Source organism: Bacillus aquiflavi, assembly GCF_019915265.1.
GTDB lineage: Bacteria > Bacillota > Bacilli > Bacillales > Cytobacillaceae > Bacillus_BT > Bacillus_BT aquiflavi.
Window position 1 is genome coordinate 2877211 of sequence record NZ_CP082780.1, and the last position, 25750, is coordinate 2902960.

Here is a 25750-nt window from a genome sequence, read left to right on the forward strand (position 1 = left end):
TGTGAGACCTCCCCAGGTAAGAGTTATAACTTTCCTCCCATGTAACCGCTGCATTTACTGTATGGAACTCGTGCAGTATCGGACTTTGTCATGTTTGGCAGACTCGTCCAATTCCAAGTCAGCCTTGTATGCAGTTTCTGTTCGTCAGTTCAGGAGTTTGCTTCCAGCTTCCTTCAGATTCCATTTCACAATGGACACCCTTGCTTTCAGCTAACAGTTCCTACTGCCAAGCCTGTAGTGGACTTTCACCACCAAGTTATAACCCATGCCGGGCGCACCAAAAATAACCCCGCCACAAAAGTTGATGTGACGGGGTTATTAAGCGATTAACCGATTGAACCTTCCATCTCAAACTTGATCAGACGGTTCATTTCAACTGCATATTCCATTGGTAATTCTTTTGTAAATGGTTCGATGAAGCCCATGACGATCATTTCGGTTGCTTCTTGTTCAGAGATGCCGCGGCTCATGAGATAGAACAGCTGCTCTTCTGACACTTTTGATACTTTTGCTTCGTGCTCCAATGAAATATGATCGTTTAAAATTTCATTGTATGGAATCGTATCAGAAGTGGATTCGTTATCCATAATTAACGTATCGCATTCGATATTAGCACGAGCGCCTTCGGCTTTTCTGCCAAAGTGAACGATTCCGCGGTATGTTACTTTACCGCCGTGTTTTGAAATTGATTTTGATACGATTGTTGAAGAAGTATTTGGTGCTAAGTGGATCATTTTCGCTCCTGCGTCTTGATGCTGGCCTTTTCCTGCGATCGCAATTGATAATGTCATACCGCGGGCACCTTCGCCTTTTAAAATAACTGCAGGATATTTCATCGTCAGCTTAGAACCAATATTTCCGTCAATCCATTCCATTGTTGCATTTTCTTCGCAGACTGCACGCTTCGTCACAAGATTGAAGACGTTGTTTGCCCAGTTTTGGATTGTTGTATAACGGCAGTAAGCATTTTTCTTAATAATAATTTCAACTACTGCACTGTGTAACGAGTTTGTCGTATATACTGGCGCTGTACAGCCTTCTACGTAGTGAACATGTGCTCCTTCATCAACGATAATCAGTGTCCGTTCAAATTGTCCCATATTTTCCGAATTAATTCGGAAGTAAGCTTGCAGCGGAGTATCTACTTTCACGCCTTTCGGGACGTAAATGAATGATCCTCCTGACCAAACTGCTGAGTTTAAAGCGGCAAACTTATTGTCTGTAGGCGGAATTACTTTTGCCCAATGTTCACGGAATATGTCTTCATTTTCCTTTAATGCAGAATCTGTATCTTTAAATACAATTCCTTGTGCTTCCAGATCTTCTTTCATATTATGGTAAACAACTTCAGATTCGTACTGTGCTGATACTCCTGCTAAATACTTTTGCTCAGCTTCTGGAATCCCAAGCTTATCAAAAGTCGCCTTAATCTCTTCTGGCACTTCGTCCCATGATTTTTCAGAACGCTCTGATGGTTTTACATAGTACGTAATCTCATCAAAGTGTAACCCTGATAAATCGCCGCCCCATTGAGGCATTGGCATATGATAAAAATGCTCTAAAGATTTTAAGCGAAAGTCTAACATCCATTGCGGCTCTTCTTTCATGCGTGAAATTTCCTCGACAATTTCCCGCGTTAATCCACGCTTAGATCGGAAGATGGAGACGTCTTTATCATGAAAACCGTATTTATAATCACCGATCTCCGGCATTTTTTTTGCCATCGTCGTATTCCTCCATTCTTTTTAAGCGGATTGTTTTTTCCGCATTCAATTTTTAATGCTCTTCCTTAACCCCTTTTTCCATAGCCTTCCACGCTAAAGTTGCACATTTGATGCGGGCTGGAAATTTAGCAACACCTTGTAATGCTTCAATATCACCAAAATCAATCTCGTCTTCGTGATATTCTTTACCTTGCATCATATCTGAAAAAATCGCAGACAGCTTTAAAGCTTCTTCTACTGTTTTTCCTTTTATTGCTTGTGTCATCATGGAAGCTGATGACATAGAAATGGAACAGCCTTCTCCTTCAAACTTTGCATCCATTACTTTTTTATCCTCAATCTTCATCGTTAACTGAATTCGATCACCACAAGTTGGGTTATTCATATTGACAGTTAAACAACCTTCTTCAAGCACCCCTTTATTGCGGGGATTTTTATAGTGATCCATAATAACTTGACGATAAAGGGTATCGAGATTTTTAAAAGACATCGCTGAAATACTCCTTTGTTTTGACAAGTCCCTCAACGAGCTTGTCAATCTCATCTTCTGTGTTGTACAGATAGAAGCTTGCGCGAGCTGTTGCTGATACATTTAGCCATTTCATTAACGGTTGTGCGCAATGGTGGCCAGCCCGTACGGCAATCCCTTCTGCATCTAATACAGTCGCTACATCGTGTGGGTGAACATCATCAAGATTAAACGTAACGAGTCCAGCACGTTTTGCAGGGTCTTTTGGTCCATATATTGTCAAACCTTCAACTGCTGACATTTTTTCTAAAGCGTAAGCCGAAAGTTTATGTTCATGCTCAGCAATTGTATCAAGACCAATGTCTTCTAAAAAGTCAATTGCTGCCCCGAGACCAATTGCTCCGGCAATAATCGGCGTTCCGCCTTCAAACTTCCAAGGGAGTTCTTTCCAAGTAGACTCATATAAATCAACAAAATCTATCATTTCCCCGCCAAATTCAACTGGCTCCATACTTTCTAACAAATGCTTTTTACCATAGAGTACCCCAATCCCTGTTGGTCCACACATTTTATGACCAGAAAATGCGAGAAAATCACAATCCAAATCTTGTACATCCACTTTCAAATGCGGGGCACTTTGGGCGCCGTCGACAACCATCATTGCTCCATGAGCGTGGGCAATTTTTGCGATCTCTTTAATTGGATTAACAACGCCAAGAACATTAGAAACGTGCATAATCGAAACAATTTTCGTATGATGAGTCACTACTTTTTTGACGTCATCAAGAGAAATCGTTCCATCCTCTTGAAGCGGAACATATTTAAGCGTTGCACCGGTCTTTTTCGCCAATTGCTGCCAAGGGATGATATTGCTATGATGTTCCATATAAGAGATTACAATTTCATCACCTTCAGAAACATTTGCTGTTCCATAGCTTACTGCAACTGTATTAATTGCTGTCGTTGTTCCTCTTGTAAAAATGACTTCTTCAGTTGATTTAGCGTTAATAAATTTCCGTACCTTTTCCCGAGCGCCTTCGTAGCCGTCAGTTGCCTTTGTTCCTAACGTATGAACGCCTCTGTGAACATTTGAATTATAAGTTTTATAATAATTATTTACCGCTTCAATCACTTGAATTGGCTTTTGGGAAGTTGCAGCACTATCAAGGTAAACAAGCGGACTCTCATTCACCTCTTGAGCTAATATCGGAAACATTTTACGAATATCTTTGATATTCATTATTTAACTTTCCTTTCGATTACTTCGATGAGCTGCTTTTTAACGCCTTCAATTGGAAGCTCATTAACGACTGGAGCTAAAAAGCCTTTAATAATTAAGCGCTCTGCTTCAGATTTCTCTATTCCGCGGCTCATTAAGTAATATAGTTGAACTGGGTCAACACGTCCGACAGACGCTGCATGACCTGCTGTTACATCGTCTTCATCAATTAATAAAATCGGGTTTGCATCACCGCGAGCCTTTTCACTTAACATTAAAACACGAGATTCTTGTTCGGCATTTGATTTAGATGCACCGTGCTCAATTTTACCAATCCCGTTAAAAATTGAAGAGGCACTATCTTTCATGACACCATGTTTCAAAATATAACCTTCTGAATTTTTACCATGGTGAATAATAGTAGTTGTAAAGTTTTGCGTTTGTTCACCTTTACCAACAACGACAGTCTTTGTATCTCCGTAAGAGCCATCACCGACTAAATTTGTTGTGTTGTCAGAAACTGTGTCACCATCATTCATTAATCCTAAAGCCCATTCAATGCGAGCATCTCGTCCAGCCACTCCGCGACGGTTTACATAGGTTGTCATTCCTGTTGCTAAGCTGTCTACAGCACCGTACTGAACTTTCGCATTCGCATTCGCAAATACTTCTGATACGATGTTTACAACTGCATCTTCTGCTTCAACTGTTGAAACATAGTTTTCGACGTACGTAACTGAACTATTATCTTCTGCTACAACGATAACGTGGTTAAAAATCGTTGCTTCTTTGTTATCGATCATATATACAGCTTGAATTGGAGCTGTAAGTTCAACGTTTTTAGGAACATAGAGAAAACTTCCGCCATTTACGAGTGCAGCATGGATAGCTGTTAAACGATGCTCATCAACCTTTACTCCGTCTTTCATAAAATATTTTTGCACTAGTTCACTATGCTGTTGAATCGCTGTAAAAATATCTGTAAAAATAACACCCTTTTCTTGCAATTCAGGTGATAACGATAAATAAGCAGGCGTATTATTTCTTTGTATATATAAGTTTTTTGATTCTTTGTCGACATCGATTAATATTTTTAATTGTTCTGGAAGCTCATTTAAGCTTTCGTAACGATTGCTGCTTACGACATGATTTTTAAACTGTGTAAAATTCCATTTATCTATTTTCGTTTTATCCGGCTTTGGCATTGGCAGTTGTTCAGCTTTTTCCAATGCTTGTAAACGCAGCTCTGTAAACCAAGCAGGCTCATCTTTCTCCTTTGAAAAAGAAGCTACATACTCCTTATCAAATGGCAATTTCGTTTCAATAGTCATTTTACCCCTCCTAACACTTACGCTTCTTGCCCAACTGTTTCGTCTTCAATACCGAGTTCTTGTTTGATCCAATCGTATCCTTCTGCTTCTAAACGCTGTGCAAGCTCAGGTCCACCTGATTTTACAATACGTCCTTGCATCATGACGTGTACATGGTCAGGAGTGATGTAATTTAACAGACGTTGATAATGGGTGATAATAAGGCAGCCAAACTGATCGCCACGCATTTCATTAATACCTTTGGAAACAACTTTTAATGCGTCAATATCAAGACCGGAATCAATTTCATCCAGAATAGCAATTTTCGGTTCTATCATTAGTAATTGTAAAATTTCATTGCTTTTTTTCTCACCGCCTGAGAAACCTTCATTTAAGTAGCGTTGTGCCATGTTTTGGTCCATTTCAAGAAAGTCCATTTTCTTATCCATTTCGCGAATAAACTTCATTAAGGAAATTTCGTTCCCTTCACCACGGCGGCTATTTATTGCGGATCGTAAAAAGTCAGCATTTGTTACACCGCTAATCTCACTTGGATATTGCATCGCTAAGAAAAGGCCTGCGCGAGCGCGTTCATCAACTTCCATCTCTAATACATCTTGATCATCAAGTGTAATTGAACCTTTCGTTACTTCATATTTTGGATGCCCCATAATAGCGGATGATAAAGTTGATTTACCAGTACCATTTGGTCCCATAATCGCATGGATTTCTCCGCCTTTAATTTCAAGATTTACACCCTTTAATATTTCCTTTCCTTCAATTTCAACATGAAGGTCTTTAATCGTTAAAGTAGATCCTGACATTGTCATACCTCCGTAAAAAATTTATCCAAACCTTAGCTAACGAGCTAAAATTGTCTATTCTCATTTTATTCTCATTACAATCTTATAACAAATGAAAAGTGTTAGCAACTCCTTCACACCCGTTTATAAATTTTTTAAACAAATATGTATAGAAATTATATATTCCGTAGTTTAGTCAGCTATGGAAACATGATTATTTTTTATTTGCAAGTAAAAATGTTAATCATTTCCTCATGGTTTTTTTCAATACGAAAAAGTCGCTCATTCCCTCTAGTCAAATATATCACCCTGAAAAAAGTTATATTGATATTAAATAATATTGTTGCTTTCATTAGACGATAGTATCACATGACTTTCTTTCATCTATGCTGAAATCACCTCGCCTGAAGATGCTAAATTGTACCCTATATAAAAAGGATAACATTCAGTTTATTATTACCGTAATCTCAACAATTCATTTATCTTGCTCATATATTTTTTGTCCCTCTTGTATAGGAAGAAAAAAATATATACTAACTATTAATGTCCTGTAAAACAAGTAATAATGCTAGATTAAAAAGTAGATATATATATATCAATATAACGAGATGTGTCTGTATGGCAAGACATAATGGTAAAAAAGTTGAAACGGTAAAGGATATTAGTGAAAATCATAAGTCTGTAATCAAGGGGCTAGAGAAGTGGGTGTGAACGAGAGTACTTTACATGACTAGGTGAAGAAGTATGATCCCAACTAGAGATAGAGCTGTCCAAACATTCTTGTATTGAATCTTTTCACGGTATTCTTAAACGTGAACTAGTGTATCAAACGACTTGCTCGAATAAATCGAGTTCTTCTACATCCCTTCAACGTTGGGATACTATAAACCGAATGGATGGGAATTTTGCGGTTTGATTTTACCTTCATAAAAACGTTTAAATCACTCTCTATTGTAAAATTGTTATGAAGGTCACCAAACGAAAATGCGATAGAAAAATCTGTGTCTATTTTCTTGACGTACTATTAAATAGAATAATAACTTACTATTACTCTACATCTATTTTTTCATCACTTTTTTCTATTTTCTTTTGTAATTCTTCCATAGTTTTATTTAATTCGATCAAGGCAGCATCGATTAATTCAGCTTTTTTTAGTTCATCATTACCCTTAATCGGGGGACCAAAAATAATAGTCGCCTTCTTCCCTTTAAAAATATCTGACAATTTAGTTGGGCCGGAATATGAAGCAGGTACAAGCGGCACTTGACCTTTCAAGGCAATCGTAACTGCTCCCCTTTTTAAAGGGACTTCTTCGCTTGTTCTTGTCCCACTAGGGAAAATACCAACACATTTACCCTCTTTTAACAGTTTAAGAGGAATCTTTAAAGTACTTGAACCGGGATTTTCTCTATTTACAGGAAAAGCATTAATAGATCTAAGAAATTTATCTACAAGCTTTGAATTGAACAATTCCTTCTTTGCCATAAAATGCACTTGGGTAGGATATACCGCTAAAGCTAACATAACAACATCTACCCAGCCTCGATGAGTACAAGCAACAACATATTTGTCGTTTGTAGGAACATAGTTTTTACCTTCAACCTTCAATAAACGAAATAATTTAACTAACCTATAAAGAATTGTACTTATTAGGTGATACATATATTTCCTCCACTATCATATTGTTATTTCAATAAAATACCTTTTATCAGAGAATATTACGATTACTTTTAAAAAGTATAGAATTTTTTTAATAATCAGCAATTAAACAAGAAAGTGATCATCAAACGAGACAGTTAGGTAAATCGTTTTTTGCACAAAATTACATAAAATCAACCCCTAGATTGTAGATAGCATTTTCTATGCGCCTTACTTATTACTACTCACGAACTACTTTAACATACTAGCTACAACTGGAAAAAAGTATGGAAAAGAAAAATGCATTCGTTGTTCAACAACTCATTTTTGGAAACAATTAGAAGACACAGTCGTTATTAATATACAATTTAACCATTCAAGATTCAATAAATTAGAGTGTCCCGCTTCTAAATACAAGCAGAATAAGAGAATTGCTTCTCGTTAATTCAACACTGTGGAATGATGTGTATTCAGATGAAAAACAGCAGTTAACTTCTTTTGATTCATTTCCCGCTTATTCCTTTGACATCATACTCATTCATTACTTTGATTTCCTTGCTATATAAATTTATCTACAGAATAATTTTAAGGATCAAGTTGTCATGAGAATGATTGCTCTTATGGATTTATGCAAATATTCAAATATCAATCTTCAACTCTAAGAGTTCGGAAAATCCCATAAACCCAATATAAATCAATAAATCTATATCATATAGCCCTCCATTTACTAAAGCTACATTATAAAATGCACTCCTTGTTAAAAAACCGGACCCAAGTTTACTGCTTTCTTCACTTCATCATATATTTTTTTACGCCTTTTTAGCTGTCACCATATTGGTTGATTTACCATAATGTAAACTGAGGTATTCTGCATTTATGATTTAATTCATGTTTGTTGAATAAGTGAAATTCCTGAGGAAATAAGGAGGTTTTACTTATATGGAAGCTGATCAGAAAAAGGTTAGTGTTATTCTTTCTTCCTATAATGCGAAAGAACGGCTTTTTTTAGCTCTTTCTTCATATCATGATCAAGACTATCCAAAAGAGCATTTTGAAGTCATTGTCGTCGATGATGGCTCTACAGATGAAACGTATAAAATGATTCGTACATTAAATGTTCATTATCATTTAAAATATATTCGTCATGTTAAAAACTTAGGAAGAGCGTGTGCACGAAACAGCGGCATTAAAGCGGCGTCTGGAGAAATCATTATTTTCAGTGATAGTGATATGATTGCAGAACCAACTTTTATTTCTAAACACGTTTTGCATCATAAGAAAAATGACAACATTTTTGTTTGTGGTTCCTTTTGGAATAAAATTAACAAAAATTACAATGAGAAAAAAGGAAGATATCTCCCACCGATCAATCCGATTGTGATTAAAAACAAACAAATTTTCAAAACTTCCTCTAAACAGGCTTTTGCACAGTTTTATGAATCATTTCAAGAGTATTATGGAACTAATTTAGAAGGATTTGAGTTTCCTTGGATGTATTTTATTGTCATGAACTGTTCTGTCAAATTAAAACATTTAAAACGAGTTGGATTGTTTGATGAACAGTTTAAACGGTACGGCGGAGAAGATGAAGAGATGGGATACCGTCTTTGGAAAGGCGGCTTAAAAGGAATTGTTGATCCGTCGATAAAAAATTATCATTTAGAACATGATCGTTCTACAAATCAACAAGATGACAGTTATCAAAATATTCATTATATCATTCAAAAACACGCAGAAATAAACCCAATTATGTATTATTTTATCGATTTCATCGATGGTTTCGAGAAAAGTCGTTTATTACAAGACATGAAAAATGCAATAAAAGAAAAGATTGTCTCACCATCATTTGAGCAGAATTGTTTGCTTTTATTTATTCACTATAGTCGCAAAAGTAAAACACTTCAACCGCCTTCTTTATCACTAGAAATTAAAAAGCTACGAACCATTAAAAAATATCGTAAATTAGCTATGTTTCTCCAACAATTAATATTAAAAACTACAAAAAGGTGATACTAATGAAACAGTTTGGGATTATACCAGCAGCAGGCCTAGGAACGAGATTAGCCCCCTTGCCATTCTCAAAAGAAATGTATCCTATCGGTTACCAATCATATAATGAAGAGCTTAGGCCTTGTCCAGTTTCACAATATTTAGTTAAGTCTTTGAAGATGGCTGAAACTGATGAAGTTTTCTTTATCATCAATCAATCTAAAACGGACATTATGTCTTATTATTTAAACGGTCAGCAGTTTAACATGAACTTTTCCTATTTAATTCAAACGGAACCGAAAGGAATGGTCGATGCTTTAGTTAAAGTATCTCCTTGGCTTCCGAAAGAAGAATACGTTATTACGTTTGGAATGCCAGACACTCTTTTTAAACCTGATTCACTTTTCAGACAATTAGTAAAGAAAATAAAACAAAAACAAAATATCGATCTTATTTTAGGTGTTTTTCCTACTGAAGCATGGTTTAAGCTTGGGATGACAACTGTACAAAAAGGAAAAGATGGAGAACTTGAAGTGATAAAAATTATTGATAAGCCGAAAATTAAGCCAGACACTGATTACGCTTGGGGAATAGCTGTATGGAAATCAAAATTCCAACATTTTCTGACTAATTACCATCACAACTATTCCGAAAAAGCTGAACTAGTGTTAGGAGATGTATTTAGCGCTGCCTTGAAAGAAGGGTTTAAAGTTTGTGCACTGAAAGGAGAGCTCTTCTTAGACATTGGAACGTTGGAGGACTTAACTAAAGCGATAAAATATATGGATATCGGAGGGGGTTAAATGGGGATTAAAGTAAGTATGATCATCCCTTCCTATAATCGGTATCCACAAAACTTACTGACCCTTTTTTCATTACAAAACCAAACATTTAATCCTTCAAATCTGGAAGTCATCTTTGTCGATGATGGATCTACCGATCTGACGTCAAAAATCGTTAAAGCATTTCATCCGCCATTTTCATTCCACTATATCCGTTGTGAGAAAAATAACGGACGATCAAAAGCAAGAAATATTGGGATTAAAAAAGCGACTGGGGAAATTATTATTTTTTTAGATGCTGAAATGATCGTCAACCCAGATTTTGTTCAAAACCATTACAATCATCACCATGCCCATCAAAAAAAGGTGATAACGGGCTCACTTGGCTACTACTCGTTATTTTCATTTATTTTCCCAGAACTTAATAAAAAAGATTTAAAGCGAATCGCAAAATTAGTAGAATCTGATGATATTTATTTAAAACGATATCAAACCTTTCTAAAAACTAACCGTGCAGTACAAATGATCTTTCAAGAAGATATTGATTCACTTAAATTTCGAAAACTAGCCTATTATTCTCAATTACATGTAGACCGAAAGATAATTTCCAAATTCGGAGAAGAATTAACTGGTTTTCAAATGCCTTGGATGGTTTTCTTAACAGGAAATGTTTCTGTGCGAAAAGAACTTCTAAAATCGGCGGTTTTTTTTTGATGAAACGCTCCAAGGATGGGGATTCGAAGATTGGGAGCTTGGCTACCGACTTTATAAATGTGGAGCAGCATTTGCCTTTAAACAAAATGTAACAAGTTATCATCAAGAACATCCTGTAACTAGCAATCATAATTGGAAAGCTTCACTAAAAAACTTCAATCTATTTCAACAAAAACATCCACATATCGATGTGCTAGTCATTATATTTATTTTGTTAGGTAAATATAACCGCTTAGAAGTTCATGAGATTTTAAAACAATATAAAGCATTAGAACAAAAATACCCTAATCGCTTTAACAATTTTAAAGAAATGATTCCTATTTTATTAAAAACAGCTTTAAGTCATTTGTTAGCAGGAAAGCCAGCAACAAATTTATTTTTTAAAATCCACAAAATTATTATAGAAAAAAACCAACTCAATATGAACGGGATACAATTAAATCGCTAGGAATTTTCAATCAACTAGTTCATGCTTTTGACTATTTAAACTCACTATAAAAACAATTGGGATAAAAGGAGTGCCTTGTATCGTGACAGAAATTAGTATCATCATCCCTTCATATAATCGGTATCCGCAAAATTTGTTGACACTTTATTCATTGGAAAAACAAACTTTTAATTCCGCTAAAATGGAGGTCATTTTTATAAATGATGGTTCATCAGATGAAACACATCAAGCACTTAAAAGCTTTAAACCTGCTTTTTTATTCAAATATATTCGAAACGAAAGGAATGGCGGACGTTCTAAAGCGAGAAATATAGGCATTAAACATGCGAATGGAAAAATAATTGTTTTTTTAGACGCTGAAATGATTGTCGATCCAGATTTTGTCCAAAACCATTACAATGCTCATCAAAGAGAAAAGAATTTAGTTTTATCGGGCGGCTTATATCAAAAAAGAGTCTATACGTGTGTTTATCCTCAATTTACACAAAAACAACGTTTGCATATTTACTCTATGCTAAAGAAAGCAGCTTTAAAAAAAGCAATGCTTAACTTAAAGGAACAGACAGATAAAATGATTCAATTAGTCTCGAAAAAGGATATTATGACAAGAAAATATCGCCTCTTATCGTATAAATCACCATATTTACCGGAAATCATAAAACAATATGGAGAGAACTTAACGGGCTATCAACTACCTTGGGTTTTATTTTTTAGTGGCTTTGTTTCTCTTCCAAAACAACTTCTCCAAAAGGTCGGCGGATTTGATGAAAGATTTAAAGGCTGGGGATTTGAAGATTGGGATCTCGGTTATCGCCTTTATCAGAACGGTGCGACATTCCGCTGTGCTGCAAATGTTTCTGCTTATCACCAAGAGCACCCCGTTTCAGCTCGCAATGTTTTTCGAGAAATGTGCAAAAACTATTTCCTTTACCAACGTAAACATCAAAGCTTTGAAACTAGTATTCATGTATTAGTTTTAACAGGAAAGATAAGCAGAATTCAAGAAAGTATCATTATAGGAGAATATAAATCTCTTTGTAAAACATATCCAAATAAATTTCAATCTTTTAAAAAAGGCTTTCAAATATTATTGAAAGAAATGGCTCGTTTATTAGCAAATCAAAAACCGTTAAAGCAATTTATCAATAAGCTGGACTCCACGTATTTTTTAAACTGGAAGCATGTCATACTTTCTGAACGAAACGAAATGAATGCTCTTAAGCAGTATCCTCATTTAATTAAAACTTTTGACAATATAATTGCCGCTTGATTGAGCCTACTCTTAAAATGAAGCAAAAGAACCAATGTAAAACACTGGTTCCCTATAAAGTTGCTTCATTATTTTCTTTCAAAAAGACATTACTGTGTAAGCTGGTTTAATTCATTAATCGCTTCTTGAACGAGGGTAACCGCTTGGCTCATAGCAGCACCGCCGCCAAAGGCTGCCGTAACCCCGACTGTCTCAAAGATCTCCTCTTCCGTGGCACCTTGATCTAAACAACCTTTTACATGATAAATAATACAATATTCATCTTGGGAAAAAAGACTAATCCCTAGGGCAATTAATTGCTTATCCTTTTGTGATAAAGCTCCTTCTTTAAAGCATACTTCAGTGAATGCATGATAATGACTTGCAAGCTCGGGCTTTTTTTCTGAGAACATTCCCATCCCAACTTTATAATCATGGAGAGCGGCTTCTGTTGAATTTCTTGGTTGAAAGTGTTCCATAAAAACAACTCCATTCTATAAATGATTCAAATGTTAGTATGTTTTTAAGAAAGGAATTTATTCAGTCATTATTCTGATACAGGAATTACCCCACCTTCATATTTTTCCAAAATAAAGTCTTGAATTTCTTTAGAATGGAGCACTTCTATTAACGCTTTTATTTCTTCCTTATCTTTATCTCCTTTACGGACAGCCACAACATTGACATACGGTGTATCTTTCTCTTCAATAGCAATCGCATCTTCAAAAGGATTTAATCCTGCATCAATGGCATAGTTGTAATTAATAAGAATTGCATCTCCCTCATCATTATTATAAATTTGCGGAAGAAGAGCAGGATCATATTCTGTTTTAAAAATTAATTTTTTTGGATTGTCCTCAATATCGTCAACTGTAGCTTTAACTTTTTCAACGCCTTCTTTTAAAGTAATTAATTTTTTCTGTTCTAGCATTGCTAAAATCCGGCCATGATCTGAAACTGAATTACTCATTAAAATTTCGGCACCATCTGGAAGCTCTTCAAGGCTTTTATATTTTTTTGAATAAACGCCAATCGGCTCAAGATGCACCTTTCCAGCAATTTCAAAGTCATAGTCATGCTCGGCAATTTGTGCCTCTAAATAAGGAATATGCTGAAAATAGTTTGCGTCTAGCTCTTTATCAGCAAGTGCTTTGTTTGGTAATACGTAGTCTTGAAACGTTTCAATTTTTAATTCAATCCCTTTTTCTTTTAGTAAAGGAGCTGCCTCTTCTAAAATTTCAGCATGAGGTACGTTAGAAGCTCCAATGATAATTTCTTTATTTCCTGTTTTTTCATCTTTCGATTCAGATGAACCACAAGCTGCTAATACGAGTACTAAAGCGAAAGAAAGTAAAATACTTAATCGTTTTTTCATGATTAAAACACTCCTTTTTTAACGTTTATCTATCTTTGTAGTAATGTAATCCCCAATTAATTGGATAATAAAGACGATCACTAAAATGATGACTTTTGCGACTAACGTTACATCATTCCGTCCTCGTTGGAATCCTTCCATATATGCTAAATTCCCAAGACCGCCCGCACCGATTACACCTGCCATAGCTGTATAACCGACAAGCGCTATTGCTGTTACTGTAATTCCAGAAATAAGCGCTGGCATCGATTCTGGAAGCAAAACTTTAAAAATAATCGTACTTGTTCTTGCTCCCATTGATTTAGCGGCTTCAATTACACCTTTATCAATTTCTCGAAGACCAATTTCCACCATTCGAGCATAAAATGGGGCTGCACCGATAATTAATGCTGGTAATGCAGCTTTCTGACCAATAATCGTTCCAACAATTAATTTTGTAAACGGAATGAGTAAAACGATTAAAATAATAAATGGAATTGAACGAAATATATTGACAAACGCACTTACAATAAAATGGATTGACTTATTTTCCCATATATTATCCTTTGATGTTAAAAAAAGCAAAAGACCTAATAATATTCCAAATACAAACGTTGCAACAACAGAAATCGCTGTCATAAAAAGTGTTTCATTTGTTGCTTCTAGCATTCGATCCCATTTCACATTTTCAAACATTTGTAATCACCTCCACCCCAACTTTTTGAGTGTGGATATATTGAATCGCCTTTTCAACCTCATGTTCATCTCCATCGAGATGGACAAACAAAGTGCCATATGACCCATTTTGCGTTTGTGATATTTTTCCTTTTAAAATATTAACCGTAACGTTGTAATGGCGAATTAAGTTTGTGATTAACGGCTGCTCTGTCGAACTTCCAACAAATGTTAGCTGAACAACCTTTCCTTCTGGATATTGTTTAAGCAAATGTTTGATCGTTTCTATCGTCTCTTCAGGTTCTGTTACTTGGTTGACGAACGTTTTAGTAATGGGCTGCAAAGGATTTTTAAAGACATCTAATACATTTCCCAGCTCAACAATCCGTCCACTTTCCATTACTGCCACTCGGTGACAAATTTTACGGATAACGTGCATTTCGTGGGTAATAAGGACAATCGTTAACCGTAGCCGTTTATTAATATCGACAAGTAAATCTAAAATCGAATCGGTCGTTTGCGGGTCAAGAGCAGAAGTCGCTTCGTCACATAGAAGAACCTTTGGATTGTTCGCAAGTGCCCTCGCAATCCCAACCCGCTGCTTCTGTCCTCCACTTAGTTGTGAAGGATAGGCATCTTCTCTTCCTTCTAAGCCAACGAGCTTAATCAGTTCATCAACTTTCCTTAACCGTTCTTCCTCTGGAACCCGAGCAATTTCTAAGGGAAAGGCAATGTTTTCCCTAACCGTTCTTGACCAAAGAAGGTTAAAATGTTGAAAAATCATACTAATTTCTTGACGTGCTTTTCTAAGCTCTCTTCCTTTAATTTTAGATACTTCTTTATTTGCGACAATGACGGACCCTTTAGTTGGTGTTTCTAAACCATTTAACATACGGATTAATGTGCTTTTTCCAGCTCCACTATAACCAATAATACCAAATATTTCACCTTCATTAATTTCAAGACTTACATGATCGACTGCCTGTATCTCACCAGATGTTGAACTGTAAACTTTACTAACATCCTTTAAAGTAATCAATTGACTCACCTTCTTTTATCCGTGATCTAGATGCATCATAAAATTTAAAAATACCTTTCTGCATATGAGCAGAAAGGTATAAAATAGACGTCCATTCCCTTTCTCTCATCTTTCAAAGCAATCCGCTTTGTGTGAATTGGCACCATTTCAATGAAACTTTCATTGACGGTTGCCGGGCTTCCTCGGGCACATCCCTCCACCTCTCTTGATAAGAGTGCATAATATACTCTATTAACTTAAATATAACAGCCATTCTAGCACGGATTATTTAAGGTGTCAACGCCATATTTTTACAAACATCTATTTAAGCCTTTATTTTAAAGATGTGACTCCAGTAGCTGCTTCAATCGCCTGCTCTAAATCTGCGATAATATCATCTGCATGCTCGATTCCGATTGAAAGTCGGATTAAATCTTCAGGAACACCTGCTGCTTGTAAACCTTCACTGTCTAATTGTTGGTGTGTTGTACTTGCTGGATGAATAATTAAGCTTTTTGCATCACCAACGTTAGCAACGTGCGCCCAAAGTTGCACAGAATTAATCAGCTTAGCGCCTGCTTCTCTACCGCCATCTATTCCAAATACTACAACTGAGCCTGCACCTTTCGGCAAATACTTCTTCGCTAATTTGTAATCAGAATGATTCTCATTACCTGGATATAGCACCCAATTAACTGCTGGATGGTTTTCTAAATAATCAACAACCTTTTTAGCATTGGAAACATGTTCTTTCATTCTTACGTGAAGTGTTTCAAGCCCTAATGTAAATTGAAATGCGCTTTGTGGACTTAAAGCTGGTCCTAAATCACGCAGCAACTGAACACGTGCTTTAACAATATATGCAACAGGTCCAAGTGCTTCACTATAAACAATATTATGATAGCTTTTATCTGGTTCAGTGAATCCAGGGAACTTTGGAGAATTCCAATCAAATTGACCTCCGTCGACAATAATTCCACCTAACGTAGTCCCATTACCGAGAAGCCATTTTGTTGCAGAGTGAACGACAATATCTGCGCCAAATTCAATTGGACGGCAAAGATAAGGTGTTGCAAACGTATTATCAATAATTAATGGAACACCTGCTTCGTGGGCGACATTAGCAACTTCTTCAATATCTAAAATTCTTAAGCTAGGGTTGCCAATTGTTTCAGCAAACACTGCCTTTGTTTTTTCGGTCATAGCTTGGCGAAAGCTATCAGGGTCTGTCCCATCGACAAACTTAACATTTATTCCGTACTTTGGAAGAGTCGTTTCAAATAAATTATACGTGCCTCCATACAAGTGAGAGGTAGCAACAATTTCATCGCCTGCTTCGGCAATATTTAAAATAGCCATTGTAATTGCGGCCATTCCACTTGACGTAGCAAGCGCACCTACTCCCCCTTCTAATGCTGCAACACGTTCTTCAAACACAGTAACAGTTGGATTATGAATCCGAGTATAAATATAACCAGGTTCTTTTAAGCCAAAAAGATTAGCAGCATGCTCCGTATTTTTAAATTGATAAGCATTGCTTTGATAAATTGGTAATGCCCGCGCTCCTGTAACTGGATCAGGGGATAATCCGCCGTGAACTGATAACGTCTCTAATCGATACTTTTTTTCATTTGTACTCATCTTTATCTCTCCTAACCTCATGATCGTCATCTTCAAAAGTATTAAAAAACCCTCTTCATATAAGAAGAGGGAATATTTACAACTCTTCTTATCTCCCAGAAAAATTAGCTCTGTTGGAATTAGCACCGTGTTAACTAACCGGTTGCCGGGCTTCAAAGGGCCAAGTCCCTCCACCTCTCTTGATAAGAAACCATTATTCAACTGTCGCTTTAATACATTAAAATGATAGTAGCATGAATATAATAAAGAGTCAATAACATTTTGAACATTCTTAAAATATGATTTGTTAGCTATAATAAAGTAATATTCGTTTATACCGTTTAAATGGCTATAAAATGAGAAAAAAAGAAAGAAGCATTAAAAAATGACTTTTCTTCTAAAACAAATAGATCATATCCAATTAGCAGGACCAAAAGGTTGCGAAGAACAAGCAAGAATATTTTTTTCAAAAATACTAGGATTAATGGAAGTAAATGAACTTTAAATGACATTTAGTAAACATAATTCTTAAGAAACAGATAAGATTAAGCCTTAAGGCAGCCCCTTAAGGCTTTTTATTTCCTAAAGCGCACCTTTCAAAAATTATAAGGATATCATAAAGTATTTTTTATCTAGCAAAGGTCCTAAATAAGCCGATTAGTTGAACAAGTTACGTCTATCTTATTCAAATTGTTTTACATCAACAACTTAACTTTAGTTAACAACTACTTAACGACTATTTCTATTCACTTTAGCCTCATATTGCACATCTCAACAAACAAGCTTTCGGAAAATCAATTTGAATATTCATTTTGTCTACAATTGTAACTACTTTAGGTATACAGCTGCAAAATGAATCTTTATCTCGACATTAACTTTTATTTCCCAAGAAATATGTCAAAAATACAAGCTACGATGTCGCTTTTTCAAAACTTGACGAAGGATGGGATGGGGAAAGTTTTTAAAACACAACAAAAAAGTAAATTGATGCAATAAAATATAATGATGCTGTCACTGAGAACACTAAAGCGTAGCCCCAATAAGCACCGTATTTTATCACAATTCCTGTAGAAATCGGTCCCATGACTGCCCAGCCAATATTAAATACCATTTGGTTTATTGAATTAGCTAATCCTTTCATTGAATCATCTACTTTTGACATCATTAAAGACATTTGGATAGGATTTCCGGCATTCATTAAAGCTTGGCGAAATAAAAAGCCGATTGCAGCAAGCCATAACTGTTGCGTGAAAGCAGTTAATAATAAAAACGGCAACGATAACAACTGCAAAATGACAACAGCCTTTACTTCCCCAAATTTCCGAACAACTGCTGGTCCAATAATCATTGCAAAAGCGGTTGCAGCTTGACCTAATGAAATAATAAAACCGATTGCTGAGTTCGATGCATGGAAACGATCTGCAAAATAAAGATTTAAATAAGGAATAACCAACCCTGAACCAATCCCAATAATTAATTGTGCAATCGCAAATAAGATAATAATTTTAATACCCCGTTTATCTTCGATTAATTCCCTTTTGGCAGGCGTTTTTTCTTTTTCTATATTTTCCGGTGATGTTTTGCTTTTTACTTCTTTAAAGCGAAAAACAGGAATCACACCAGCTAAGAAAAGAACACTACCAAACAGTAATGTTAGTCTAAGACTTAAAAGGATAGGAAAATATATTGACAATAGATCAGTCATCACACCGCCGACTAAGTTCCCAATGACGTTTGCACCAGTCATAACAGCAAAATGAATACTAAAAAGATGCACTCGTTGATCTGGTTTCGAATTTTCCGCAAGCCATGGGATCGAGGCTACTTGAACGAAGGCAATTGTCAGTCCAGTCAAAAATGCACCCGTCATTAATAATGTTTCCAGTTCAATTATACTTCTAAAGAATAGAACAACTCCTGACGATCCAATACCTAACAGTAATATATTCTTTCTTCCATAACGATCGCTTAACAATCCAGCAGGAATTAAGATCATTGCGGTTGCTAAAGATGTCATAGCTATTACTTGCCCATTAGTCCGCTCTGAAAAGCCTAACTCTCGAATATAAAAATTATAAATGACCATAAAAATCCCTAGACCAATTTGCAGCAAAATAGTACTCCAAATTGATAACTTTATATTTTTATTAAACTTGTTAAATTGACCTATCCATTCCCGATAGAACGCCATGTTTTTCGCTCCTTGAATATTTCGTCTCTCTAAATAATAACTACTCTTTCATATGTTGTAAATAAAATATTACCAATGTTGATCTCACTACTAAATATGGAGTGGGAATTTTAAAAATTTTTTTTTAATTTATAGAATGAAGATATTCCTTATCGTGTTGCTAAAATTTAAGAGGATTTATTTACAACAAAGAAGTAGAATGACCGAAGTTGATCAAAATCATGTTCGCGAAAATTGAATGATTAAATCAATCTTTCAACTGTATATTTTTCACATAAAAATGCAGGGAAATATTATCTTTTTTCGCTGAACATTAAATTTGAAAATAGAGAAGTATTTTACAGAAGAAGTTGCTAGGCTTAAATGAGAAGCAGTACCGTATGAAGAATAATCTTTAAATGAATTTCTGTCATCACTTGATGATCATTCATTATAAAATAGTGATAAAAAAGAACAATCAATGCAACGAACTCGATTGACCATGTTAAATGATGATAAACAGCCTTTAGTCTTTTTACGGTAAAAAAAGCTAGATACATACTGTTGACAAACAGTTTATTGTTCATTTTAGTTCATGAACGACTGTTCTATTTGCTATCTTCTTGTGCTGTGCGCCATGATTTCGAAGCGTTTCCAATTATCTTTCACTAAAGCATCACTCAGATGCCATAAATGTTTTCAACAAGTTATGTAAATATGGTACTGAATGAAATGCATATAATTTGTTCACGATTTGGTTATTCTCAAACATGAGTAAACAAGGTACACTTTCAATATGATTATTTTCCGCTATGTCTGGAAGAAAGTTTAAGTCAGCCTTTCCAAGCGGTAAGTTTGGAATCAGCTCGTTGACAACGTTTAGCATTTTACTTGCTACTTGACAAGTCCCACATAACGGAGTGAACAAATAAAGGATGCCTTTTTCCCCTTGTGCAAGCCTTGTTGAAAATTCTTCTTTTGACCATTGCTCCATCGCTGCTCACCCTCTTTTAATATGTTTTCTATATTCATGATCGTCTCAAAAATGAAACTTCAATTACTGTGACTCCTTACCTTGCATTTGCCTTAACCGCACATTTTTTTCATCTTTCGTTTAAATAGTTTACGTGCACATCTATATTTGCTCTAACAAGCTCGGTGGCAAGGTGATAGTCTGGAGCTGTTGCTACTTCACGATATTCTTTATCAATATATAAGTGTTTTGCTAACGGGAATTCCCTCTTTAACTGTTTACGAAGCTTTTCGCCTGCGGTATCTGAATCTACGAGTATATATACGTCGTAATCAAAAAATCGCTCAACAAACTCATCTAAACGGGAATAACTGATCGTTCCATTCGTACAAACAATTTCAATCGGCTCTTTAATTAACTTTTCCATTTTCTCCCTATCTGAAGATCCTTCAACGATCAACACTTTATTTTTTTCCATGTTTATCACCTAAACTTTAATTCGTGAGCGTACATTTTATTCCTTCATTATTCCCTTTACAAATACCACTACTTCTTCGCATGACTGATTAAAAAAAGTTTCTACTAACGACATCAAAAAGCTTTCAAACTGTCGAAAACAAGTTTTCATTTGAGGGCAGTTGCTTTAAAAGAGCACCTCGAAATAGCCAAGGTGCTCAGACTGTTGACAAACACTCGCATTCTTTGTTGCTTGCACTCGTTGTTAGCTCATAAACTAAAAGTGTCTCGTTGCTCGGCGCATCGACTGTCAAGCGTCCTCAAGTAGTCTTTCGGACAGTTGTTTCAAATGATGAGAAGCACCTTGAAATAAGATGCTTTTTTATTAGTCTTCTTTGACCATATTTTCGTATTGTTCAGCTGTCATCAGCTTGTCTAGTTCACTTTTATCAGATGGTTCGACTACGATCATCCAAGCGTTTTCGTATGGAGATTCGTTCACGTATTCTGGGTTGTCATTTAAGTCTTCATTTACTTCAACAACTTTGCCGCTTACTGGTGCATAAAGCTCTGAAACGGTTTTAACGGATTCAACACTTCCAAATGGCTCATCGGCTGTCACTTCATCGCCTACTTCTGGAAGCTCTACAAATACGATGTCGCCAAGCTCTGATTGCGCAAAGTCAGTAATCCCTATACGAACTTTGTCTCCTTCTGTCTTTACCCATTCATGCTCTTCTGAATAGCGTAATTCTTCTGGTAAATTCATAGTAATCCCTCCATTAATTAACTCGATCGATTTTAGATCGTTTTTCATACTCCCATCATGTCATAAATAATGTCCTGAAAGCAAGAGACGTGTTCAAAATGATGAACCCCAAATGTTTTCATATTGCTCTTCTTTAAAACCTACTGTCACTTTGCTTCCATCAGTTAAAATTGGCCGCTTTAACAGCATGCCATCTGTTGCAAGTATATCAAGAAGTTCTTCTTCACTTGCTGTTTTAACTTTATCCTTTAATCCAAGCTCACGATACTTTTTTCCGCTCGTATTAAAGAATTTTCTCAATTCTAACCCGCTTATTCGGTATAATTGCTCAATTTCTTCACGAGAAGGCGGGTTCTCAACAATATGTACTTCTTTATATACTTTACCATGCTCGTCTAGCCATTTTTTTGCTTTTCGACAAGTGCCGCATTTCGGATACCAGTACAATGTTAGCATAAGCTTTCACCACCTTTTTAATCGTTTACAACTTATTGTACTATAGTATGTGAAAGTAGTTCTTTTTTTCATTAAAAAAAACTGGTCTAGCATTTAGAGAGCACTGAAAAGGTCCCCAAAGAGATTTCTATCGAGTAGGTGAGCGACTTGTCGTTCATCTACTCGCCTTTTTGGAACCCGTTGATTTCCGTTCCAGGCGGACGCTTTCCGCGGGAGCGACGAGCCTCCTCCTTCACTTCGCTTCGCGCGGGGTCTCGTCTATCTCGCTTCCCGCAGGAGTCGCCGCCTTCCTCTCCAATCTATTAGTGATTACCATTAAAAATATTTCTCCTCTCTAAAAAATGTCCTTTTTCCTGTCTACTAAAATAAAGTAGATGCAGATGGTACTCTCCATGATTTCCACCTAAGAAACGCTCAATTTAAGTCCATATACGCCAATTTATAATATCTTCATACCAAAAGATAACAGGCTTCGTCAAATGAATGAACTTGTCGATTTTTCGTTTATATGAGAAGAACTAAAAACGAAATGCTGTTTGGATAATAGTCGAAATGCAATTCCTTCTATCCGGATGATTAAGTATTTATTAAGAAAGGCGATTCATGATTAATCGAAAAGAAGAAGACAAGTTCGAATACAACAAGGATGCAGGTCGATTTAGCATGGAGATTCAATGAGCCACTACGATATTTGCCGTAAACCTCAAGCGATTATTGAAGCTTATGAACGAAAAAAGTAAGAAATAGGTAAAGAGAGAAGGCACTTTCTCTTCTTTTTGAACAGAAAGTACCTTCTTTTTATCTTAGAAACCGTTATGATATAAAAAAACGTAATTTTTTCAGTGCCCTCAGCATTAAAACCAGCTTTTTTTTTGCATTTATTTATTATAAAACATAACGCTCTGCTTCAATAATTTTCTCTGCTGCTTCACGCTTCTTTGCAAGTACATTAATTGGAGTGTGGCGGGTAAACTTACGAAGAGCCGATAACATCATGCGAAGTGTATCACCAGATTCAGTAGCAACTAACGTTTCCTTTGCAAGCTGCTCGATTTGGTTGAAAGCTTCTTGACAGAAGATTTCTGTGTAAAGGAGCTTTTGCTTATTCTTTTCGAGACCAGCTTTTGCGATTGCCTTCTCCGTACGTAAGACGACAGATTCCATTGAATATGCATTTGAAACGATATCAGCAATGTTAGCTAAAATTTCTTGTTCTTTTTCTAAAGCTGTGCCAAACTTTTGTGCAGCTAAGCCTGCAATCATTAAACCGATTTTCTTTGCATTTTTCACTAAATATTTTTCTTGCGCTAATGCTTCATCACCAGGCTCTTCAGGCATAAGCATCATAAGCTCTTCTTGAAGTGCTTGTGCTTTCTGTAAAAGTGGAAGCTCGCCTTTCATTGCTTTACGTAAGAACGTCCCCGGTACTAGTAAACGGTTAATTTCATTCGTTCCTTCGAAAATTCGGTTAATCCGAGAATCACGATACATTCTTTCAATTTCATATTCAGTCATAAATCCATATCCACCATGGATTTGAACTCCTTCATCAACTACGTGATCAAGAACTTCTGAAGCAAAAACTTTATTTAATGAACATTCAATTGCATACTCTGCAATCGCTTTCCCTACTTCTTTACCGTCTTTTTCTTCTTCTTCTGAAAGCATGCTCATTCGATCTTCAAATAACCCAACTGTACGGTAAACAGAACTTTCAGCGGCGTAAATCTTTGCTGCCAATGTACCGAATTTTTCCTTCGTTAAGTTAAATTGAGCAATTGGTGTTTTAAATTGTTGACGTTGGTTCGCATATTCAACTGTTACTTCAAATGCCCGTTTTGATGCTCCTACTGCACCTACACCTAACTTATAACGACCAATATTTAAAATATTAAAAGCAATAACGTGGCCTTTACCAATTTCGCCTAAAACGTTTTCTTTTGGTACAGGTACATCCTCTAAAATTAATGTGCGTGTTGAAGAGCTTTTAATTCCCATTTTCTTTTCTTCAGCACCAGTTGACACTCCTGGATAGTCTCTTTCTACAATAAACGCTGTGAATTTGTCGCCATCAATTTTTGCGTACACGATAAATACATCGGCAAATCCAGCGTTTGTAATCCATTGTTTTTCACCATTCAAAATATAATGTGTTCCTTCAGCATTTAACTTTGCTGTTGTTTTAGCACCTAAAGCATCTGAACCAGAACCAGGCTCAGTTAAAGCATAGGCAGCAATTTTTTCCCCGGTTGCAAGTAACGGAAGGTATTTTTCCTTTTGTTCTTCTTTACCGAATAACACAATTGGCAAAGAGCCTATTCCTACATGAGCACCATGAGTAATTGAGAAGCCGCCTGCACGGGACATTTTTTCCGCTATTAATGCCGAGCTAATTTTATCAAGTCCGATTCCGCCATATTGTTCAGGAACATCAGCGCCTAATAACCCCAACTCTCCCGCTTGTTTTAGTAGCTTTACAGAACGATCAAATTCATGATTTTCTAAATGTTCAACCTCAGGCATTACTTCATTTACTACATAATCCTCAGTCGTTTTTGCAATCATTTTATGCTCATCTGAAAAATCCTCTGGAGTGAACATTTTTTCCGCACTTATGTCGTCAATTAAAAAACTTCCGCCTTTTACTAAGTTTTCAGTTTGATTACTCATTTTTTCTTCCTCCTATCATTTTTTAAGAGATTAGATTAAAGAAGTTCAAATACTCCAGCAGCTCCCATTCCGCCGCCGATACACATTGTCACAACACCGAATTGGACATTGCGTCGCTTCATTTCATGAATAAGTGTTAATGTAAGTTTTGAACCAGTACAGCCTAACGGATGACCTAAAGCAATTGCGCCGCCATTTACGTTCACTTTTTCTTCATCTAAACTAAGCTCGCGAATAACTTGAATTGATTGGGAAGCAAATGCTTCATTTAGTTCAAATAAGCCAATATCGGAAAGTTCGAGCCCTGCAAGTTTTAACGCTTTTGGAATGGCTACGACTGGACCGACCCCCATAATTTCAGGAGGAACGCCTCCGACAGCAAACGATCTAAATTTAGCCATTGGCTGTAATCCTAAAGAATTCGCCTTTTCCCGATCCATGACCATGACAGCAGCAGCTCCATCACTCGTTTGTGAAGCATTTCCGGCTGTCACAGTTCCGTTAACCGAGAAAGCAGGACGAAGCTTTGCTAACACATCTACATTCGTATCAGGGCGAACACCTTCGTCTTGACTAAATTGAATTGTTTTTTCAACGAGCTGATGATCTTTTCCTACTGAACGCATTGTAACGTCTACTGGCACAATTTCATCTTCAAATTTTCCTTCTTGAATTGCCTTTGCGGCCTTTTGATGGCTATTTACAGCAAAAGCGTCTTGATCTTCACGGCTAATACCGTATTTTTTTGCGACTTCTTCTGCTGTATGACCCATTCCCATATAATATTCCGGGGCTGTTTCCGCAAGCTTTGCGTTCGGACGAACGACGTGTCCCATCATCGGAACTAAGCTCATTGACTCAGCGCCGCCAGCAATAATTGTGTCAGCGTGTCCAATCATAATTTTTTCAGCTGCATAAGCGATTGATTGTAAACCAGATGAGCAATAACGATTGATTGTTATTGCAGGGACTGTATGTGAAAGTCCAGCAAGCGCCCCGATGTTGCGCGCCATATTCAGTCCTTGCTCAGCCTCTGGCATTGCACAGCCAATGATTAAATCATCAATATTACCTTCGTAATTTCCCGCTCTTTTAAGCGTTTCTTTTACAACTAGTGCCCCTAAATCATCAGGGCGAACATTGGCAAGAGTCCCTTTCTTTGCCTTGCCGACTGGAGTTCGGGCACCAGCAACAATTACCGCTTCTCTCATGTCTCGTTCCTCCTCTTTCTGTCACTTAATTAA

At 36.3% G+C, this 25750-nt stretch carries 24 protein-coding genes, 1 pseudogene and 2 riboswitches; of the genes and pseudogenes, 6 read left to right on the plus strand and 19 right to left on the minus strand.

Translation table 11 applies throughout. The annotated features are described in order from the left end of the window. Nucleotides 1-326: 326 nt before the first annotated feature. The 6 genes from sufB to K6959_RS14065 all read right to left on the minus strand — a co-directional run bounded on the left by sufB (nt 327) and on the right by K6959_RS14065 (nt 7187). A complete protein-coding gene (gene sufB, locus K6959_RS14040; RefSeq protein WP_163242690.1) occupies nt 327-1724 on the minus strand; it encodes a Fe-S cluster assembly protein SufB in 1398 nt (465 codons plus the stop codon). Nucleotides 1725-1776: 52 nt separating this feature from the next. Continuing rightward, on the minus strand, nt 1777-2214 hold the full coding sequence (gene sufU, locus K6959_RS14045) for a Fe-S cluster assembly sulfur transfer protein SufU (RefSeq protein WP_163242692.1): 438 nt from the start codon (nt 2212-2214) through the stop codon (nt 1777-1779). Then, a complete protein-coding gene (locus K6959_RS14050; RefSeq protein WP_163242693.1) occupies nt 2204-3433 on the minus strand; it encodes a cysteine desulfurase in 1230 nt (409 codons plus the stop codon). The genes sufU and K6959_RS14050 overlap by 11 nt, the downstream gene beginning before the upstream one ends. Then, nucleotides 3433-4743, minus strand: coding sequence for a Fe-S cluster assembly protein SufD (gene sufD / locus K6959_RS14055; RefSeq protein WP_223086803.1), 1311 nt, complete (start codon nt 4741-4743; stop codon nt 3433-3435). Before sufD ends, K6959_RS14050 begins: the two co-directional genes overlap by 1 nt. A gap of 17 nt (nt 4744-4760) precedes the next feature. Further along, entirely contained in the window at nt 4761-5546 is a 786-nt protein-coding gene (sufC, locus tag K6959_RS14060; RefSeq protein WP_223086804.1) for a Fe-S cluster assembly ATPase SufC, read from the minus strand. Between the two features lie 1026 nt (nt 5547-6572). Continuing rightward, nucleotides 6573-7187 carry a lysophospholipid acyltransferase family protein gene (locus K6959_RS14065; protein ID WP_163242697.1) on the minus strand — a complete coding sequence of 205 codons (615 nt, stop codon included), beginning with the start codon at nt 7185-7187 and terminating at the stop codon, nt 6573-6575. A 915-nt stretch (nt 7188-8102) separates the two neighbouring features. Here K6959_RS14065 and K6959_RS14070 point away from each other — a divergent pair. The 5 genes from K6959_RS14070 to K6959_RS14090 all read left to right on the plus strand — a co-directional run bounded on the left by K6959_RS14070 (nt 8103) and on the right by K6959_RS14090 (nt 12366). Continuing rightward, nucleotides 8103-9173 carry a glycosyltransferase family 2 protein gene (locus K6959_RS14070; protein WP_163242699.1) on the plus strand — a complete coding sequence of 357 codons (1071 nt, stop codon included), beginning with the start codon at nt 8103-8105 and terminating at the stop codon, nt 9171-9173. Between the two features lie 5 nt (nt 9174-9178). Next, complete coding sequence (locus tag K6959_RS14075) at nt 9179-9955, plus strand: sugar phosphate nucleotidyltransferase (protein ID WP_163242700.1); 777 nt, start codon at nt 9179-9181, stop codon at nt 9953-9955. Next, nucleotides 9956-10648, plus strand: coding sequence for a glycosyltransferase family 2 protein (locus K6959_RS14080; protein ID WP_223086805.1), 693 nt, complete (start codon nt 9956-9958; stop codon nt 10646-10648). 190 nt (nt 10649-10838) lie between these two features. Further along, nucleotides 10839-11096, plus strand: a complete 258-nt coding sequence (locus tag K6959_RS14085) for a hypothetical protein (RefSeq protein ID WP_223086807.1) — start codon at nt 10839-10841, stop codon at nt 11094-11096. A gap of 82 nt (nt 11097-11178) precedes the next feature. Further along, nucleotides 11179-12366, plus strand: coding sequence for a glycosyltransferase family 2 protein (locus K6959_RS14090; protein WP_163242704.1), 1188 nt, complete (start codon nt 11179-11181; stop codon nt 12364-12366). 89 nt (nt 12367-12455) lie between these two features. Here K6959_RS14090 and K6959_RS14095 read toward each other — a convergent pair whose 3' ends face one another. From K6959_RS14095 to K6959_RS14145, 11 genes are all read right to left on the minus strand, one after another. Continuing rightward, nucleotides 12456-12824 (minus strand): carboxymuconolactone decarboxylase family protein, encoded by a 369-nt coding sequence (locus K6959_RS14095; protein ID WP_223086808.1) that lies wholly within the window; start codon nt 12822-12824, stop codon nt 12456-12458. A 68-nt stretch (nt 12825-12892) separates the two neighbouring features. Further along, nucleotides 12893-13720, minus strand: a complete 828-nt coding sequence (locus K6959_RS14100; RefSeq protein ID WP_163242707.1) for a MetQ/NlpA family ABC transporter substrate-binding protein — start codon at nt 13718-13720, stop codon at nt 12893-12895. Nucleotides 13721-13738: 18 nt separating this feature from the next. Next, entirely contained in the window at nt 13739-14395 is a 657-nt protein-coding gene (locus K6959_RS14105) for a methionine ABC transporter permease (protein ID WP_223086809.1), read from the minus strand. Next, on the minus strand, nt 14388-15413 hold the full coding sequence (locus K6959_RS14110) for a methionine ABC transporter ATP-binding protein (protein ID WP_163242710.1): 1026 nt from the start codon (nt 15411-15413) through the stop codon (nt 14388-14390). The genes K6959_RS14105 and K6959_RS14110 overlap by 8 nt, the downstream gene beginning before the upstream one ends. Nucleotides 15414-15515: 102 nt before the next feature. Beyond that, nucleotides 15516-15628, minus strand: a riboswitch (SAM riboswitch). 97 nt (nt 15629-15725) lie between these two features. Next, nucleotides 15726-17033, minus strand: a complete 1308-nt coding sequence (locus tag K6959_RS14115; RefSeq protein WP_163242712.1) for an O-acetylhomoserine aminocarboxypropyltransferase/cysteine synthase family protein — start codon at nt 17031-17033, stop codon at nt 15726-15728. A gap of 85 nt (nt 17034-17118) precedes the next feature. Further along, a riboswitch (SAM riboswitch) is annotated at nt 17119-17222 on the minus strand. Between the two features lie 751 nt (nt 17223-17973). Further along, entirely contained in the window at nt 17974-19203 is a 1230-nt protein-coding gene (locus K6959_RS14120; RefSeq protein WP_223086811.1) for an MFS transporter, read from the minus strand. A gap of 359 nt (nt 19204-19562) precedes the next feature. Next, nucleotides 19563-19769, minus strand: coding sequence for a hypothetical protein (locus K6959_RS14125; RefSeq protein WP_223086812.1), 207 nt, complete (start codon nt 19767-19769; stop codon nt 19563-19565). A gap of 89 nt (nt 19770-19858) precedes the next feature. Further along, nucleotides 19859-20176, minus strand: coding sequence for a thioredoxin family protein (locus K6959_RS14130; RefSeq protein WP_163242715.1), 318 nt, complete (start codon nt 20174-20176; stop codon nt 19859-19861). A gap of 109 nt (nt 20177-20285) precedes the next feature. Next, nucleotides 20286-20633, minus strand: coding sequence for a toprim domain-containing protein (locus tag K6959_RS14135; RefSeq protein WP_179959040.1), 348 nt, complete (start codon nt 20631-20633; stop codon nt 20286-20288). Between the two features lie 363 nt (nt 20634-20996). Beyond that, on the minus strand, nt 20997-21380 hold the full coding sequence (gcvH, locus tag K6959_RS14140) for a glycine cleavage system protein GcvH (protein ID WP_163242718.1): 384 nt from the start codon (nt 21378-21380) through the stop codon (nt 20997-20999). A gap of 93 nt (nt 21381-21473) precedes the next feature. Then, nucleotides 21474-21836, minus strand: a complete 363-nt coding sequence (locus K6959_RS14145) for an arsenate reductase family protein (protein WP_163242720.1) — start codon at nt 21834-21836, stop codon at nt 21474-21476. Nucleotides 21837-22273: 437 nt separating this feature from the next. Here K6959_RS14145 and K6959_RS19310 point away from each other — a divergent pair. Continuing rightward, a pseudogene (locus tag K6959_RS19310) lies at nt 22274-22444 on the plus strand (IS5/IS1182 family transposase); the annotation flags it as partial. 277 nt (nt 22445-22721) lie between these two features. Here K6959_RS19310 and K6959_RS14150 read toward each other — a convergent pair. Both K6959_RS14150 and K6959_RS14155 read right to left on the minus strand, forming a co-directional pair. Then, the gene (locus K6959_RS14150) at nt 22722-24506 is read right to left on the minus strand and encodes an acyl-CoA dehydrogenase family protein (protein ID WP_223086814.1); all 1785 of its coding nucleotides are present in this window, start codon (nt 24504-24506) and stop codon (nt 22722-22724) included. 35 nt (nt 24507-24541) lie between these two features. Then, a complete protein-coding gene (locus K6959_RS14155; protein WP_163242723.1) occupies nt 24542-25717 on the minus strand; it encodes an acetyl-CoA C-acetyltransferase in 1176 nt (391 codons plus the stop codon). Nucleotides 25718-25750 lie beyond the last annotated feature (33 nt).